This window comes from Lentisphaerota bacterium, from assembly GCA_016873675.1.
In the GTDB taxonomy this organism is placed as follows: domain Bacteria; phylum Verrucomicrobiota; class Kiritimatiellia; order RFP12; family JAAYNR01; genus VGWG01.
This window is the reverse complement of record VGWG01000009.1, coordinates 1-17,638: the sequence shown is the minus strand read 5'-3', so window position 1 is coordinate 17,638 and position 17,638 is coordinate 1. Positions and strand designations below refer to the sequence as shown.

General features: G+C 61.2%; 14 protein-coding genes and 2 pseudogenes. All 16 read right to left on the bottom strand.

Going from position 1 to position 17,638, the window contains the following annotated elements; all coding sequences use genetic code 11:
- Nucleotides 1–1,305 carry a hypothetical protein gene (locus FJ222_02470; GenBank protein MBM4163293.1) on the bottom strand — a complete coding sequence of 435 codons (1,305 nt, stop codon included), beginning with the start codon at nt 1,303–1,305 and terminating at the stop codon, nt 1–3.
- A 63-nt stretch (nt 1,306–1,368) separates the two neighbouring features.
- The gene (locus FJ222_02465) at nt 1,369–3,222 is read right to left on the bottom strand and encodes a DUF262 domain-containing protein (GenBank protein MBM4163292.1); all 1,854 of its coding nucleotides are present in this window, start codon (nt 3,220–3,222) and stop codon (nt 1,369–1,371) included.
- Between the two features lie 38 nt (nt 3,223–3,260).
- The gene (locus FJ222_02460; protein MBM4163291.1) at nt 3,261–4,808 is read right to left on the bottom strand and encodes a hypothetical protein; all 1,548 of its coding nucleotides are present in this window, start codon (nt 4,806–4,808) and stop codon (nt 3,261–3,263) included.
- The gene (locus tag FJ222_02455) at nt 4,805–6,148 is read right to left on the bottom strand and encodes a hypothetical protein (GenBank protein MBM4163290.1); all 1,344 of its coding nucleotides are present in this window, start codon (nt 6,146–6,148) and stop codon (nt 4,805–4,807) included. The genes FJ222_02460 and FJ222_02455 overlap by 4 nt, the downstream gene beginning before the upstream one ends.
- Nucleotides 6,145–8,397, bottom strand: coding sequence for a restriction endonuclease subunit M (locus tag FJ222_02450; GenBank protein MBM4163289.1), 2,253 nt, complete (start codon nt 8,395–8,397; stop codon nt 6,145–6,147). The genes FJ222_02455 and FJ222_02450 overlap by 4 nt, the downstream gene beginning before the upstream one ends.
- An 11-nt stretch (nt 8,398–8,408) precedes the next feature.
- Nucleotides 8,409–9,140, bottom strand: coding sequence for a DNA repair protein RadC (gene radC, locus FJ222_02445; protein MBM4163288.1), 732 nt, complete (start codon nt 9,138–9,140; stop codon nt 8,409–8,411).
- A 196-nt stretch (nt 9,141–9,336) separates the two neighbouring features.
- A pseudogene (locus FJ222_02440) lies at nt 9,337–9,522 on the bottom strand (DNA cytosine methyltransferase).
- Between the two features lie 16 nt (nt 9,523–9,538).
- The gene (locus FJ222_02435; GenBank protein MBM4163287.1) at nt 9,539–10,645 is read right to left on the bottom strand and encodes a DNA methylase; all 1,107 of its coding nucleotides are present in this window, start codon (nt 10,643–10,645) and stop codon (nt 9,539–9,541) included.
- Nucleotides 10,642–11,514, bottom strand: a complete 873-nt coding sequence (locus FJ222_02430) for a hypothetical protein (GenBank protein ID MBM4163286.1) — start codon at nt 11,512–11,514, stop codon at nt 10,642–10,644. Before FJ222_02430 ends, FJ222_02435 begins: the two co-directional genes overlap by 4 nt.
- Nucleotides 11,515–11,517: 3 nt before the next feature.
- Nucleotides 11,518–12,642 (bottom strand): hypothetical protein, encoded by a 1,125-nt coding sequence (locus tag FJ222_02425; GenBank protein MBM4163285.1) that lies wholly within the window; start codon nt 12,640–12,642, stop codon nt 11,518–11,520.
- A 49-nt stretch (nt 12,643–12,691) separates the two neighbouring features.
- A pseudogene (locus FJ222_02420) lies at nt 12,692–12,901 on the bottom strand (site-specific DNA-methyltransferase).
- A gap of 269 nt (nt 12,902–13,170) precedes the next feature.
- The gene (locus FJ222_02415; GenBank protein MBM4163284.1) at nt 13,171–13,377 is read right to left on the bottom strand and encodes an AbrB/MazE/SpoVT family DNA-binding domain-containing protein; all 207 of its coding nucleotides are present in this window, start codon (nt 13,375–13,377) and stop codon (nt 13,171–13,173) included.
- Between the two features lie 56 nt (nt 13,378–13,433).
- Nucleotides 13,434–14,729 carry a hexokinase gene (locus tag FJ222_02410; GenBank protein MBM4163283.1) on the bottom strand — a complete coding sequence of 432 codons (1,296 nt, stop codon included), beginning with the start codon at nt 14,727–14,729 and terminating at the stop codon, nt 13,434–13,436.
- Between the two features lie 11 nt (nt 14,730–14,740).
- Nucleotides 14,741–15,082: a DUF1318 domain-containing protein gene (locus tag FJ222_02405; protein MBM4163282.1), complete on the bottom strand. Its 342-nt coding sequence runs from the start codon at nt 15,080–15,082 to the stop codon at nt 14,741–14,743.
- A gap of 28 nt (nt 15,083–15,110) precedes the next feature.
- Complete coding sequence (locus FJ222_02400; protein ID MBM4163281.1) at nt 15,111–15,266, bottom strand: YnbE family lipoprotein; 156 nt, start codon at nt 15,264–15,266, stop codon at nt 15,111–15,113.
- 60 nt (nt 15,267–15,326) lie between these two features.
- Nucleotides 15,327–17,638, bottom strand: a 2,312-nt coding sequence (locus FJ222_02395; protein MBM4163280.1) for a hypothetical protein, incomplete at its 5' end; no start/stop codon positions are given.

The following is a 17,638-nucleotide window of genomic DNA, read 5'->3' as shown; positions in this document are numbered from 1 at the left end:
TCATCTCCTCCCGGTTCCTGCGATCCGGCAGCCGTTCGCCGTCTGTCCGTTGAGCGCAATCTCGTCGAGGTCCTGCGGCCAGAGCATCTCGCGCCGGCCTTGGGAATTCCGATAGTTCATGCCAAGGGCGTAGCCGAAGCCGTAGGTGTTGTACAGAGCGATGGCGCGGCTCAGGCGCCGGGCGATCGGACGAGGCAACGGCTTGTTCTGCTCCTTGGCCTTCTCCGCCAGAATCGCATCCGGCCGGATGGCGTAGTAGAGCATCATCTTGATGGCATTGCGCCCCGCCTCGGCGGGTGTCATCTCTGCCCAGTCCTTGGGCTTCGGATCCGGTTCACCGGCCTTCTGCGTGTAGATCGCCTCGCCCACTTTCTCCATGTACCAGAACGTCATCTCGTAGGCGGCCGCGGCAATCGCTTCGCGGGACCAACGCAGCACGATATGCCAGTCGCCGTTGCCCTTCGGAATGAACTCGTCCTCACTGCGCGGCGGGACGGGCGGGTCCAGCACCAGTTCGCGCTTCATCTCCCCTCGCTCCTCGAAACGCAGCGTGCGCGGTAACGGCCATTCGCTGGGCAGGACCGTGATGCGCATAATCTTCCCGTCGTCTCCGGCACCCAGGCGGACCTCCCCGGCCGGATACTCATCACTGCCCACGATCAACCCAAACCTGGCCCGGCGGATGTGTTTGTCGAGTTGTCCGGTGAGCGCCTGTGCCGACTTGCGGCCGGATTTCACCTCGACTACGCCGACAACGGTCACGCATTGATTGGTCTTGGCGAGGATATGCAAGTCCGCGCCCTTCAGTCCACCCCTGCCGGATGCCCGGCGAACCAGCACCGAGTCGCCGACGTACAACCTCGCGCCTGCGGGCAATCTGCCGGCAACGCGCGGGTCCCGCATGAGCCGCTGACACGCCCCGGCCGCCAGCAATTCCGTGACCGCGCCCTTGAAGCTGTTCACCATGAACGAGTAAACAAACGTGATCGCCTCGGCACACTCCTCCGCCGTGAGCCGTTTGCCCCGCAACTCCGGCGGAATCGGCCCCTCGCGTTCATAGGGTCCATCCCGCAAAAACCGCTGAAACAACGGGCCGCCGTCGTCCTCCTCCTCGATGTCGCGGATGGACGCCGCAAGAGTGTGCCGGAAGATCGCCAGCGCATCCCCGCCGCCCGGAAACAGCGCGCTGGCCTTCAGGGCGGAACTGACTGCTTTCGCCACATCGTCCCCGAACCGCTCACCCAGCAGGTCGAATCCGACGCTGACGGCCAGCGATTCGGGGGAGGATCGGTTGAGCGTTGTCATCGCCCCACCCCGAAGACCGCCGAGTGTCTACATGTCCCTCGATGCTGTCCGGTGTGCAGACTTTCAGCCATCTTGCCCGTCCGATTCCTCATCTTCCCACTCGTCCTCGGGTGCGGCTTGAGGCGCGTGAGCGACGGCGTCTTTGCCCATGGCGCGCTCGACATGGCCGATAAGGGCCTTCTTGCGAGCTTCGTAAAAGGCACGGAAGTCGTCTGTGCGCAGGAGCCCGGGGTCTATGACGTGCGTGCGGAGGATCGCGTCCTGCTCCTGAACTTCGATGCCGACGTGACTGTGCGTGCGGATGTCCTCAAGGTATGCGGAGGGGGCCTTGCCGCCGACCATGCGGTTGGCTTTGTATGAGATGGCCGTCTTATTGACGATGGAGTTGAAGACGGCTGGCGTAATGCCCTGGGCCTTGCACCATGCCTTGGGGAAGATGTGATGGATGTCGATCTTGCACTCGTCCCGGTCCAGATCAATCATGCGCGCCTTCCAGAAGAAGTCATGGGAGCCCTCCCGCTGGAGTAGGACGTACAGCCCCCGGTACGCCGCGCTTGTCCGCGTCCGTAACGTGTCCAACCGGGACACCTGGAAGCCGGCATCCACGACCGTCTTGGGCACCGCCGCACCGGCATCATCGCACCACGCGAGCAGATCCTGCAGATCGAGGGCGATGCGGGTCTCGACCGCGCCGCCGTAGAGTTCGCCGAACACCCCGCACCAGAACCAGCGCCGCAGTTTGTCCTTGTTCGCCGGTTCGAGCCAGCGTTCCCCGAGATGCACCATCGTGGCCGCAAGAGGCACAAGTTGCGTTCGGTACGGCAGGAAGTCGCGCTTGTGGAAGCCCTCTTGTCGTAGGAATCGGTCCGCCTCCAGGAAGCCGGCCAGCAGGCGGTCGGCCCATGCCTGATAGGCTGACAGTGGCATGATCAGGATGTGTTCTCGTTTCGCGCTGACCGCCGTGGCTTCCTTCTTGGACTTGCCGGCCGCCACGTCCTGTCTGTGACGTTCGATCGTGTAAAGAAGCGAGATGCCCTGAAGGAAGTCCGTGGGTTCGATCTCGCTCAGAAGCGCACGATCCTTCAACGTCTTGCTCCGCCCCGCGATGCTCTTCGCCGCATTGCCATACCAGTCATCCCGCAGGTTGAAGCCATCGGCGGCGTAGGTGGCCGTCATCAACTCGAAGACCGACAGCGGCACCCCGCCGGTATTGACCTTCTCGAAGACGAGACAAACGGCCGCCTTGCTGTTCTCCTTCTTCAGTTCGATGATCGGCAGCAGGTATTCGCGGAACTTCCCGAGCACATCCTTGCGGAACGACATATAGCGCTGGAACCGGCTGCTGTCGTGGGCCATAAGACCCTCTTCCCATCGGTCCGAGTTGAGAATCTGGTTGCAGGGAAAATGGAAGGTCTGGAACTCCTTCTCCGGACTGCTCAGGTCGAGGACGATATCGCGCCCGAAATTCGTCCGCAGTGTCTTCGCGGCGTCCACCGCCAAGATGGCGTCTTCGATCAACGCGCCGCCTTGTAGCGCCTTTTCAATGTTGAAGTAGTAGAAACGCTCAACTTCGCGCCGTTGGTCGTCCTTGGTCTGGACGGCCTTGTCCATCTTCAGCACCTGGGTAAGGGATGTCAGTCGCTGCTGACCGTCCAGAATCAGTTGTTCAGCGGCATTTACGCCGGGCGACAGCGAAACCCCCTCGATCGGTCGAATCTGGAACTTCGCCTCTCCCCCTGTCTCCAGGAGCATGATGCTGCCGATGGGAAACGACCGGGCGATGCTGACCAACAGCGACCGAATATGCGTATCGTCCCACACCCAGCCCCGCTGGAAGTCCGGAAGCTGAATCTTCCCCTCGACAATGCTGTCCAGCACCTTGCCCAGCGACTGCTTCGTGGAATCAAAACTCGACATGCGTTCACTCCGTTTCTGTAAGAGCCAACTATCTTGTCCTACGCGGGCCGATCATGCCACGCATCGAGTTCGCCTCTCAGTCTGTCTCGGAGATCCATCGGGTTGTCGTACTCGATGCGCCGGAACGCGGCCAGGTCGAAGTGGACCTTGCTGCCGGAGTCCGTCGTGCGGTCCCAGGGAGCCAGGGGAGCAGCGGCCGTCTTGTGGAATGTCAGGATGAACGGGATACCCTTGGACATGGCGTAGCCAACCTCGCAGTAGACGTTCGGCTTCTCGTCGGTGAGATCAGCGATCAGCAGTCGGCTGGCACCGATCTCCTCGAACACGCGGGCCGGGATTTCGTAACTCAGGCCCTTCTGCTCGTCCACGCGTGTCGGTGCCAACTTGGCGTTCGGATGGCCCTGGTTGAACGCTGCGATGGCCTCGCCGATGGCCTGCCGAACGCTATGCAGTGTCCGGTCTTCGCGGAAGGACATGGCGATGAAGACCTGGCCGGCCCGGCGGTCGTAATCGCGCTTGAAGACGTTCCACAGGACGCAAGGATCGGCCAGCATGGGGAGGTCAGAACCACCAACCCGGTCGAACCATCGCGCGAAATCGTTGAGCCATCTTTCAGCACGGCGTAGCCGTTCTGCTTCGGTGTTCGCGCCCTTTGCCGGTTCGATCGTCGAGTGGCGGGCGTAAACCTCCGCGGCGACTGGAAGAAAAGCATATGAATGCACGAATGTCTCGTACTGAGAACGCAACGTGATGGCCAGTTCGTATAATGGGCCGAACAAGTGGTCCGCGTCGGTCTCCATCTCCTGCTGCGTTGCCTTCTTGATGCCTCCGGGGCGGAGCAACACGCCTGCGGCAGAATGCAGACGAGAGAGGGGGGCATCGCCCATTGCACTGAAGAACCCGTGCGGCCAATCCTTAACCTTTGCCCGCATCCAGTTGGTCAGATAGAGTTGGGGGTCTTCCGAGAACCGGTCCGCTTCCGACCCGTTATCACGCATGAGAACGGACAGACTATGCTCCGAATCTAAGCGCTTCGCCTTGCTGTTGATCAGATTGAACAGCATGGCCTCTGCGAGGTCATCGTCTTCTGGTTTGTCTGAGTCCAAGACTACGAAACAGAATGGCGCCTTTGTAAAGTCCCTGAACGTCGCGCCTCGCCTCTGTTCTTCTAATAGCCGCTTCGCTGCTTCCAAGCGGTGATTCCCGTCAATCCGGTGGATCCGGCCTTTGGGTTCGGCGTTGATCTTCTTCAGGTTCACGGTGACAATGTATGCACTGTCACGCGTGGAACCACGGCGCTTCCGGTACGATACAATCGGATCGTCTGATCCCTTACTCCAAAGACCGAGAACAATCTCCGGGAAGAACCGGTAACGGCCCTTCTTCAGGAATGACTTGATCGCTTCGATATGTGGTTCTGTGGGTTGCCGTTGATAGCCGTCTCGCACTTTGAAGTCGTGATAGAGTGGGACCGACACCTCGGCCAAGTCGCCCAAGTCAGCAAAACCGCGGATGACCTTGAATGATCCCAGAACATTCTCCTGCAACAAACCCTCGAAAGAGACCTTTTGTCTGCCGCGACTCATGGCGTGTCCACCTTCCTTGTCCCCAGAATCATGGCTTCCACTTCTTCGCGAGCGATGGCGAGGCGTTGTTTGGCACCGGCGAGAGCGGTGAGCGCCTTCTCGCGGGCGTCCGCGTAGCGCTGTTGCTCGGGTACTGGCAGGTATGGAATACGGACCTGCATGAGGTTCTCGGTGTACATGCGCTGTTTCACGGCGCCGACGCGGTTGAATTGGACCAGATCGAGGAAGAACGGCGTCTGGATCAGACAGGCGACATAGCCGGGGAGCATGGGTTCCGGGATGCCGGTCTTCAGGCGCCACACTTGGTATTCCGGGCTGGTAATGGCGTCTGCTGGCACGTCCGGGACGATGCCGAGTGAGCCGACGTTGCAGCGGGTGGGGTTGTGGAAGAACCAATCCTTGCGGATGCGCTTGTACGGGGCGTTGAATGACGCGCCTTTCTGGTGCGAGTTCAGGAACACGCCTTCCTTGTTGTTCACGCCGTACACCGGCCAGTCCTTGTGAAGCTCGTCTGCGGGGCGGCATAGGTCTGTGGCCTCCTCGATGAAGTCGCCCATCGGACGGAAAGACGGACACGCGAGCCGAAAGCTGGCGGCACGGCCGGATTTGGCGTCCCAGGCGAGCAAGTCCTTGAACTCCAGGACGAAGAAGCGGGAATGGATCACGTCCCGCGTGCACGTGCGACGGTAGAGATCAGCTAGGTGGTTGTGGAGAAGACGAACAGGCTCCCGAAGCCCTTCACGCGCCGCATCAACGGCATCAACATGTCTCTGCCAGAAGCTCGCGATTTCCTTCTGTGTCGCCTTCAGCGGCAAAGGCACAGTCAGTCGTTCAAATTCTCGCGGGTGGATTCGAGTCTTGGTTGATCCCCCGTGCGAGAGGCCTGTCAGCAACTTCTGAAAGGCCCCGCTCCTCAAGACCAACAGAATGAAGGCGGGCATGACCTCATTGGTGTCGAATCGGTAGACGGGATACTCGGGACTGACTGCAATCCTCGGTGGGTCAGCCGTCACGACTGCCACGGATCCTTGTTTCAGACGAATCTTGCTGAAAATCAACTCACCGCTTGAAGCCCAGAAGAGTCTTCCCTTGTACTTATCTCCCGGAGAGAGCGCGAAATGGGACAGTTCCCCGCCGAAGGAGATCTTCTCGATGACGGGCAAGCCCGGCTTGCGTTCTGACGCGGGAACTTCGGCTATGGTCCTGATGAGCGCGGTGCCAAGCGGCTTCAGGACAGAATGCGGCCACTTCCAAGCAACAGAACGGAAGTACCCAATGTCCCAGCGGAGGAAGTCTTGGAACTGCACCGCAAACGCCTTCCCTGTGACCGGTGCAATCATGCCTTTGCCCCCGCCGCGAGGAAGGGTTTCGGATCGGCCTTGAACTGGCCGTACAGTTCCAGCGTGGTCAGGTCCACGTCTGTCGGCTTGAACTCGTTCGGCACGAGTTCGTTCTGAACGCGGTCGGTGTCGCCGGTGGCTGTGATGCCGACGTGCTCAGCCTCGTAGAGGAAGATGGGGTATGGGAAGCGCTCCTTCAGCAAGGCCCGCGATTCACGGACGATGCGGTCTTCCATCTCCCTCTGGTAGTCGCGCAGTTCGGCTTGAAGGACCTTGCGGCGGTCGCTGTCCCGTTCTTGTTTGGCCTTCTCGATGGCCGATTCCAGTTCCTGGGTGCGCTTGGCGATTTCCTGCGCGCACTTCGCGCGGGTCTCCCTGTCGGCGGCGGCCATCTTGGCGTCGAAATCGGCCTGCTCCTTGCGCGTGAAACGCTGCATGAAGAGTAGCGACGCCTTCACCGAGGCGCCCGACGAGATGAAGGTGTCCTGGGGCAACGAGACCACGGCGCGGATGAACGCGCGGTTCTCGCAGAACTCCCGCACATACGCCAGCGACGGATTGTTGAACACGCTTTCCGGCAGCACGATGCCAAGACGACCGCCGGGTTTGAGCAGGTCGAGACAGCGCTCGATGAATAGGAGTTCGGTCTTGATCTTGCCGAGCGGGCCGTTGCCTTTGGCCTTGGGCAAGGCGAAGAGGCTCGCAATGGGTTTGTCCTTGGCGGCGCGCAGTCGGGCCAGTGCGTCGCGGTAGGGTGCGCCATAGACGCGGGCGTATTCGCGCTCGATCTCGTCCGGCAACGTGACCTGCTCTTCGAGGATCTTGTCCGACGGCTCGACGTTGGCTCCGAAGGGCGGATTGGTGAGGATAATGTCAAACCGGCCCTCGAAGATGCCGTTGACGTTCAGAAAGCCGTCGTGGTGGTGAACGCCGCCGTGTCCGTCGCCGTGCATGATCATGTTCATCTTGCTGGTGCGTGCCATGCGGTCGTTGGCGTCGGTGCCGTAGATGCACCGGTTCGCCAGTGTCCAGAGCCGCGAGCCCTCCCTGTCGTGGTCGAGGGTGGCCTGGATTTCGTCGAACTTGGCCCGGAGCATGGTGGCCTTCTTCTCGGCGGACAGCTTCTTGTCAGCTTCGATTCCAGCCTTGTACTCCTGGTACTGCCGGTCAGCGTCGGCCAGGATCTGCTGCCGGACGAGTTCGAAGAATCGGATAAGAAAGCCGCCGGACCCGCTGGCCGGATCGCAAATGACCTCGCCTTCCTTGGGCTCGACCATCCGCACCATGAACTCGACGATCGGACGCGGGGTGAAGAACTGGCCGATCTCGCCCCGGAACGTCTTGCCAAGAAACCGTTCGAACGCGATGCCCTTGATGTCCTCGCTGGTATCCGAGAGGTTGTACTTCTCCAGCAGGCGCACGATCTCGATGCCGGTGGCCGGCTTGAGGTTCAGTTTCTCGTCGGCTTCGAAGATGCGGTCATTGCGATAGTGCGACTTGGTCTTCTGGAACAGGTCTTCCAGCGGGTTGTCGCCGAGTTGCTCTTCAAGAAAGGCCACGCTGAAAAGGTTCTGGCGCTTTCGTTTGGCCTTGAGTTCGCGCTCGACGAAGACCTTCACGAAGAGAATCTTGGCAATCTCGTCGAACGCGGCGACCGGATCGCGCTTTTCCCGGTTGCGGATGACGTTGTGGCACTGGTGCAGCAGGTCGGCGAACTCGTCTTCTTTGAACACCTTCAGCCGGGAGAGCAACTCCGTGACTTCCTTGTCTGTGGCATCGGCGTGCGGGATGCCGGCGATCTCGTCGTAATTCGGCATGCGCCGGGTATCGTCAACCTTCCAGTATCGAGTTTCGCTGTGGTTGTGTGTGACGAAGAACCGAGCGTGTTCGTACTGCGCGTAGTTTGCCCCCTGAGTGTAGTCCTTGAGGGAAATCGTGACGTTGTCGGCCTTGCATTCCACGACGATAAGGGCGTGTTCCTGGGCGGCCTTGGCGGCGGGGGTGCGCCAGATCAGGAAGTCGGCGCGGGCCTGGCCGGCACCGCGGCCGGTTACCGGTGTTTCTTCATCAATCTGATCCAGCGAGTAACCATATTCCTCCATTAGAACAAAGAGGAATTCCTGACGCACAAGTTCTTCAGGGGTCAGTTGCACCCACGTCTTACGGACTGGACTGAAGATCTTGTTACCTTCAATCCGGATCTGATCCGGTTTGGCATATGGCTGCGGTTCCTGCTTCTTCTTGGCCATGTGGCCTCCTTCTATTCGTTATCAAGTTCCTTCAGCCGCCCCTCGTCGGAGTAGCTGTAATGCTCGGATTCGCCGACAATAACATGATCCAACAGGATCAGTTGCACCAGTTTGCACGCCTTCAGTAGATCGCGCGTGGTGGCGTCGTCGCCGTCTGACGGTTCCGGGTTTCCGGACGGGTGGTTATGCACCAGTACAACGGCTGCGGTGGAGGGCAGGTGCAGCGCTTCTTCGATGATCCGTCGGACATACACCGTCGCCTGGGTCGGCGTGCCTTCCGTGATGTCCTTCAAGCCCAGTAACTGATTCTGGCCGTTCAGGAACACGGCAATGACGATCTCCTGCCCCTTGCCGGTAAAGCGCGGCCGGAAATAGTCGGCGATGGCCTTGGACGACTCGAATGCTGGTGCGGTCAGCTTGCCGGCGCACACCTTCTTTCCCAGTTCGAACGCCGCCTTGATCTGCGCCACCTTCGCAGGCCCCAGCCCCGGCACCTTCAACAAATCCTGCACATGCGCCCGGTCCAGCCCCCGCAACCCGTTGAAATCCTTCAGCAGTGACCGCGCGAAATCCGTCGCATTCCGCCCCCGCACCCCCGCCTTGAACGTGCCCTGGCCCACCCGAAGGATGATCGCCAGCAACTCCGCCTCGGACAACTTCTCCCCCGCCAGCAGCCGCTCGCGCGGCCGTTCGGCCTTGGGCCAGGAAACGATGCCTGTGGATCTATGCGTGATGGTTGACATGACGATGCCCTACAAGAACAACTCCTTCAACTTCGCCTTGTCATCCGCCAATGCGGCGGCCGGGCCGGAGAAGGCAACTTTGCCGAGCCTCAGGGAGTAGACGTGGTCGGCGATCTGTTTGAGTCGGGGCGGGAGTTGCGGGAAGAGTTCGAGAATGGCGGCAACGCGCTCGGAAACCTCTTTCTTCGGCAGGTGCGTAACGGCCATTCGAGATACTGTGGCAGCGCCCGGTGAGCGTGGGGGCGGGCGCGTCCCAGGCCATGCGACCGTACACGTCCGTGTGGCCCTCGTAGTCCCCCGAATGACAGCGCAGCCGAAGCCGGGCGGGCCAGGCGCGGCGGTCGCCACCGTTTGGCGGAGTGTGACGCAGACGCTCGATGTTCTTCTGCGTGATGTGATCACAAGGCATAGGCATAATCCATCTCGAAGAGGCAACCCTTGCTCGATGGCAGAAAGTTCTTGGCTTGGCGGCCGACAATGGCGGAACGTTTGGGGGCGGTCAGCGGGCGGGCGCGAGGCCAAGTGGCCTTGACTGTGGTGTGCAGACCCACCGTCAAATCGTCCTGCGACATGCCGATGGCGCCAAGACGCAACACCAGCCGGGCGCCATCGGCGAGGAGTGGAGCCAGGCCGCGCCAAGACTCGGCAATGAAGCGCCAGTAGCTCTCGACGCTTTCATGACGGTCGTCGCGGGATACCTGCCCGTATGTCGGGCGGGGGTCGCCGCCCAAGAACCAGAGCCGAAGCCACTGGTCCTCTTCATAGCGGGTCACATTCAGATAGGGCGGCGAAGTCACAACCAGTTTCACCTGACCATGAAGGTTGTCAAAGACGGCAGAGGCGCGGCGGGCGTCAGAGTTTTTGACCATGCCCGTTCCGCAATCCCCCGGCAGGTCTATTAACCGCAGTTCTGCCTTCTGCCGAAGCATGTCAAAGACGTGGCGTCGCCGGGGAAAGAGGCGATGCTGGTTCCAGTAGCGCAGCGAGTAGTCTGGCTTCAGGCAGATCGTACGGGGCATCTGGTTGCTAAAATAGGCGTTCGACCGATCCATCTCGCCATGCAGCGAGCCGACCACCAAAGCCGAAATGAACCCATCAGTAACGCTGTCACGCCAGTCCAATTCGGAACGCAGGAACAGCAACTCGCGCAGTGTGGCGTGGTGAAAGGCCCGCCGGAAAAATGGCGGCAAGGCCTTTCGCTCGGTTTCGACCTTCCCTGGCCTATCGCGGCTGAATAAATCCTCAAGGCTCGCCAACCGCTCGGTCACTGCCTCCAAGGTCGGACGCTCGGCCTTGGCACGGGATACGCAGACCGCGACGGGGTTGATGTCGGACCCCGCCACCTGCCGGCCGCACAGTAAAGACTCCAATACCGTCGTGCCGCGGCCGCAAAAGGGATCGAACACCCAATCGCCGGGGGACGAATACGTCTCCACCTGTTCCCGGACAAAACTCTCCGGAAACATCGCAAAGTAGGGGCAAATGGCGTGGAGGGCGAGTCTCATGCGGAAAGCCTCGGTAAGACCGTCTCGCACCAGGCGAGACTCGCGTTCTCGGTGACCTGCGCAAAGTCGTAGCTTGACGCAAAGCGGGCGATCCGACAGCGGTCGAAGAACAACTTTGCCGACACCGCACGATCCGCGAAACGCTCGGGGTCCAGGCGGTGGGGCATGAAGAAGGTCTTCACAATCGGACTCTTATCGCCACCCAGATGAAGCGAGCAGAAGTCGTTTGGCTGTAATTCGTTGATCTTCGCGTCCCAGTCCGCCCCTGAAGCGCAGTGCCCGAAGAGGACAAGCTTGCCGATCTGTTGATCGGGAAACGGCTTCCACGCCACGAGGTCCAGCCCGCCGTCTTTACGCTTCAGCGTCTTGCCGGTGATGGGCGTCCACTCCTTCACCGCGCCGCAGAGTTGGCAGATGGCATCGTGGAAACCGGCCGGCAAATCCTTTCTCGGGAAACCGAAACGCAGGACTTCCCCGCCAAGATAGCCGCGGGCGGCGAGACACGACAGTTGCTCGAACATCAACTCGTGATTCGTGCCTTTGACGCGCTTCTTCTTCTCATCACAGTAGGACAAGAGCAGGCAGAACACATAGGGTAAGTGCTCGCGCCAGTCGTCCTTCTTCGTGAGTAACGTGCCTGTGAAAGTGAAAGGGTAGTTGCGTTCCGATGCGGTAACGCGGCGATGCAACTCGCGCATGCTGGCGGTACAGATACTGTCGAAACCATCCACGCCGAGGCGGTTCAACGCGCGCTGCAAGTCGCCGTGACTGGCGTTGCCGTCATCTACCGAAAGAGCGAGAATCTCAAGCCAATCGGCCAGCACGATAGGATCACCGGTCTCCGAAGGCAGAGGTATGTTGGCGGGCATGGGTCATCCCCTCGTTTTCCTGCGCACATCACTCGCTTTCGCGCGCATCTCATCGGCTATGCTGCGAGTAAGATCAAGCAGCCCCTCCATGACCCGCAACGTCTCCGCTTCGCCCTTGTATCCCGTTGTCACGGTAGCCTTGGCCTCCTGCAGAGCATCCTTGGCCTTGACGAGTGCCTCCTGGAAACGGCGATCATCACCCAGACTGATTTCGTGTGATCGTTGCAGGCTGATCCCGGAACGAAGGGCGTAGAGGGCTTGCCTGTTGCCGATTACCCGGCGCAGCCATTTCAGGTGGGGGTTCTGCTGCTCGACTACGGGTGACTTATTGTCCGATTTGCTGCCGAACAACCATACCATCAACTCCTGAAGCTGAGGCAAGTGTCGGGCGGGCACGGGGTTGTCGCGGAGTGATCTCGCGGGATCTATTCCCAGAAACTCCTGAAACTCCCTTTGGTCGGCGGCGGTGTAGAGATGGGAGAAGTAGAACCGGTTCGCAATCCGATCATCGCGTTGGAAATCGGTCATCTTCTCGGCCTGTTCGAGAAGAACGAAACCGCGATAGATGCGGGTGACCGTGCTGTGCTGATCGCCGATCTTACGCGCGATCTCGTCTAACGGAACTTCGTACTTACGCCGCACGCTGGCGATATAAGCCGCCTTGCTGAACGAATCCCACTCCTTCGGTCCGTTCACGTGGCGGAAACCAAAGTACTCCCACAGCGACTTCTTGTTCGGGTATACGGACACGGGCAACAGAGCTAGTTTCTTGCGCTGCTCTTCGGTGATCGCAGGCAAATCGGTGGCTTTCATTACACGACGAAGTTCCGCGTTGCGCAGGAGCTTCACGGCGGCCAGTCGCCGGTTGCCCTCGACCACAACCCACTTGCCCTTCTGCTCCGCCTTCTTCTCGTCACCCGGAACGACGAAGAGCGGCTCCTCCTCGAAATAGCCATTGGCGGCGATAGACAATGCAACCTCACTCACCGCCATTTCATCCCAGAGCGTTCGCAAGAGCGCGTCCTGCGTGGTGCTTTCGCCGAAGGAGGACAGGCGGGGGTTCTCGTCGTCGAACAACAACGAGTCCGTGTCCTTGTACTCGATCTTGATTGTCTTTGCCTCAGCCATAATGCACCTCTTTCCCTGTCAACTCGACCGCCCGAGTCGCCAACCATTTTCTGGTCCATGCGATGAGCGTCGCGACGGGGTTGATGTCGCAGCCCCAGAAGGGCGTTCCGAGGCGCTTGGATTCCAGGGCGGTGGTGCCGCCACCGCAGAAGATGTCGGCGATGCGGTTGACGGTGACGCCGCGCGCCTGGGCGTACGCGACCGCCTTGGGCGTGATGAAAGCGGGAAACTTGGCGGGATAGGCGTGGATGCGGTGCATCAGCGGTTCGCGCTCCCCGCCAAAGTCCCACGGACCGGAAGGGGCGCGACCGGCGCCGCGAATGACCGGTGCAGCGTATGCGCTACTCAGCATTTCCGCACATCCTCCGGGTGATCCACTCGTCTTTGCCTCGATATTCGACAACGAATCTCATCACCGCGACTCCAAGCCTTGATCCAGCAAGCCGTAACATACCCGAAGCTGGCCATTTCGACCAGAAAAAAAGGTGAAACACGGCCGCTATTCCCCCGCAAACCCGAAAGCGCCGTTCATACCCGGTCCTCATTACTCTCGAAATCGGTGTTGATCCCTTTCAGAAAGCCCCGCAGATCGGCGATGTCTCGGTCGGGAATCAACTCGATACGCCCCTCGTATTCAACAACCTGCATCTTCTGTCCCGGACGCAGGCGCATCGTGCGCCGGACCGGAAGCGGTATAACGACCTGATATTTGGGTGACAATGTGACAGTATGCATAACGACACCCCCCCACACACACACCCACTCACACCTGTCGCCAACCGACTACACTGTCAGGCGCCCGACAGCCCCGCGACGGCGGCGCCGATCACGGGCGCCTCGTCTACGTGGATCAGGTCATAGGCGATGCCCCGTCCGCCGAGGATGCGCCGCAGGTGCTCTTCCACACGGGATTTGAAGGAGGCGGTCAGCGTGCGGTAGTAGGTCGAGCCGTCCACGGTCACGCAGACGGGATGGAGCGGGTCGCGTCCGGCGCCGGTCTTGAGCACCGCCGCAGCGATGTTGACCGCCGTGAAGCAGGCGGCCCGCGCGAACATCGGCGTGCACAGCGCGAGGATCAGCCGCCTGTCGTCATCGGACAGCGGCAGCGCCGCAACCGCGCCGGAGCGGATGAAGGGGTTGTGGCAGAAATCGTCGAGGTCCTTGGTTGCCAGTTTCCGCGTGGCGCCGATGGCCGCGGCGACCGCGGCGCTGAACAGGCCGGCCATGGACGCCTCGCGCAGAATCGTCAGCCCCAGCCCCCCGAGATAAGCGCCCGATATCATCTTTTCAAAGAGCGACGTGCCGGGGTCTCCCGTGGTGGCATCGAAGAGGTCGTCGAAGCGGCTGCGCGGCGCGCGGGCGAAATTGCCCGACTCGACGTTGATCGCCATGGCGCCCTCGGCCGGAAGCCCCGCGACCTTGGTGATCGCCGCATGCCGCTCCACATAAGCGGTGTTGGTGCCGGTGCCGAGGATGAAGCCGACGTAGGTCTCGTAGCGGCGCTCCATGCCCACGCTCCGTCCCGCCAGCAATGTCGCGACGGTGTCGTTGAGCACCGTCACCCGCAGCCGCAGGCCGCGCGCAGCGAGACAGTCGCGCAGACTGGAGCCGACCCGCGTGCCGACCACTTCCGGCGCCTGCACCTGCTTGGTCCAGCGCAGCAGGCGCGCGTCGCAGTCGGGGTTGATCTCCGCCGGATAGGAGAAACAGAAGCCGACCGTATCGGCCTCGGAGGCGAGCGGCGCAACACAATCGGCCAGCGTGTCATAAAACGCCCGCGCGGTGATCGGCCCGTCGGTGCCCGGCATGCGGTGCTTGGTGAAACGGGTGATTGTCGGCATTCCGTGCGCGTTGAAATCCACGAGGCCCGCGCGCAGATGGGTCCCTCCGGCGTCGAGCACGATCACCGGTTGGCCGACGGGAACCGGTTGGCCGACCGAAAGATAGGCCGGGATCATCTGCAGCGACGACGCCCCCCCGGCCAGTCCCGCCGCCATCTCGCGCTCGAAGTCAGGCAACAATGACCCCAAGTCAGGGGTTTCTAGGAGGAATCCCATTCGTTTGAGAAAAGCCTCTGCCCGATCCATCGTCAGTCCCTCTATTTCTCTTTTTTGGCGTGGGCCTTGATAATAGCGGCCGCCTGCTTGCCGACTTCCTCGACCGTCTTACCATTGGCCTTGGCGATCACCGCGTAACCGATCTTGCGATCCGCGTTCTCGGCCTGGATCAGCTTTGCACCCTCAACGTCGGCCCCGGACTTGGCAACCAGATAGCCGTCCAAACCCTCTTCGGCCTTGCCAGCCTGGATCAACTGCTCCACCTGATCGCGCCTCTCTTTGCGGCGGTTCTTCGCCTCTTCCACGGTATCGGCCTGCGCCAGACACACGAACCCGATGGCCACGGCCACCGCCAGACTCAACATGCGTTTCATTTTTTTCATCGCACCCGTCCCTTCTCCGACTTGCCCGTTAATCCAAAATCAGAAAATCTTCCAGTTCCTTCTGCATCTTGATATTCACATCCATCGTGATGTGGATCGGCTTGATCTCATGCTCGGTCTTGACCGACAGGCACCCGCCAAACGTCGCGGCGGCCACCAGGCCCAGCAACGCACTCAACAGCACCCTGCGAATTTTCTTCATGCTTCGCCTCCCGTGGACATACAGTTCGCGTAAATTAGACACTTAATGGCCCGACATGTCCAGCCCAATGTTCAACAACTCCTCAATCGGTCCGTTAAAATTCAGGCGCAGATCAACAGGCGCGGGCCACTCCTTGAAATTCGACTTGCCGGTCAGACGAATGCCCAGCGTGTCGTCACCCGTTTCACGGGGTGTAAGATCCATCTTGATGGCGCTCAGATCCATGTCGCTCAAGGCTTTTGACAACGGCACCTGCACGTCGCCGCGGATTCCAGCCCGTTCCAACAGACCGAGCATCTGCCGGCTGTCATCCAGCACAATCTTGCCGCCCTGCCCCGGCAACGAATACAAAAAACCGGGATGCAAAATGACTCGGCCCCGATCAATTCCGATAGGAATCCGTCCGTACAGAACGCCGTCAATCCGACCCTTGATGGGAAACGCCATCATCAGGGCCTCGCCCATGTCAATCCGATCCGCATACACCACGACGTCGTCACTCGGATTCTTCAGATTGAGATGCACGGAGTAAGCGTTCAAGCTACCTGAGCAGCAGGCCACCTCCACCCGGTCAATGAAAAGCTCGTCAGGCAGAAGCTGAAAACGGACCATCCCCTGATCCAGCCGGATGTTGCCTGCTTGTGCCGAAGCAAACGAGACAAACGGCCGCCCGGTTGTCCGCAACACCCGATCGTGTTCCAGTGGCACGTCCGCCGCGATGCCGCGCGCCTCGAATGACGTGCCACGCAGCGTGCCGTCAGCCATCCGGAATCGTCCCGTCACGCGCGGGCGGTCTCCCGAAAGACGGAGGCTGGCTTCGGCGCTCACGCGTCCCGACAGTTCGATGTCCGGCAGCTTTTTGCGCAGCAGGGCCATGATACCATCATCGGCAGCCAGATTCGTTTCGGGTATGGACACGTCAACCATCACCTGACGGGGATCGGCGTTGGGGAAACGCGCCGTCACCTCGCCTTTCAACAGACTGCCTGTGATCCCCGCGCGCAGGCGGACGACCCGCGCCTGATCGTCGGATTCCAGCGCAAAGCCCTCATTGGTGACAGACAACCCCTGCGCATCGAGGCGTTGCCATGACAACCGGTCTCCGGGCGGAAAAACCAAGCCGTCTCGCGCCGACCACGTCACCGGCACCTCTCCCTGCAACCCCTCCAGCACACCGGTCGTGCCGTCCGCCCGAACCTGAAGCCAGCCATTGCTGATTCCGACCCATGCCGTCACCCCCGCATTCGATACGGACGCCGCGTCGCATTCCGGCAGGGCGACACGCACGCCAATCCTGCCAATCCCCCCCTCCCCTGTGGCTCCGTTCTCCTCGCCGAAGGTCGCCCGCGTATCCCGCAGCCAGGCTTCACCAGTCACTGCCAGCCGGTTGGCCCCGTAACGGGCCCCGATTGACAATCCCGCCTGAGTCTGAACACGCAGGTGTTCCTGGGTGTAAACGATACGGAACTCGGGCACCTTCACATCGACTTGCCACGCTGTGTTGGAGAGTCCCCCCGTTACGACTGCCTCGCCCTCGAATGCAACCTCCCCGTTGCGACGCGCGAGCTGTGCCGTGAATCCGATCCTCCCCTCCCCTTCCCCATTTCCACGCCGCGCCTGATCCGTCCATCCGTCACCGGTCAGTTTCCCCTGCAGCGTCAGGCTTCTGTTCATCGAAATGCCTTGGGGCGCCTCGGGCAGATCGGGCAGCACGCGTCGCAACCGCTCGAACCAGGCGCCGATATCCAGAAGTGTGACCTTCGGCTCCAGCGACACCTGTCCGCTTCCGGGCACGACCGCGCCCGTGAGCACCACCCGGAGACCCGCGTCGTCGCCCAAGCGCGCCCACAGACGATACCGATCAGACGCGGCACCAGCATTTTTTTCACCGCCCGGCTCCGCCGTCGTGCCCAACTCCCCCGCCACCGTCAGAACCGTTTCGCCATCCCCCCCTGCAATGGCCACCTGCGCGCCGGAGATGGAGAGTTCGCCCACGCCCAGTCGGTCAAACGTCGCGCCGCTGCGCGTCACGCGGTCCCGGCCACGGGCCGCGCGCGCCGCTGCCAGCGCTGAAACCCGTTCGCCCAACGGCGATGTCACCCGGCCGTCCGTGACGCTAAGCGACGTGCGGATGCCGCGGATGCGGACGCGGTCCAGCCAGCCCCGCGTCACAGCGGGATACGAAAACCGTAGCTCAACCCAGTCCACCGACGCCACTGGCTCGGGCCCCCCCCACCGGACATCCTCGATAACCATCCGCCCGGGGTCGAGCGTGGTCAGCCGGAATTGAACAGCTGCAAGCCCCTCCCGGTCCAGCGCCGTCCGGGCCCAGCGGCTCGCAATTCCGATGCGCA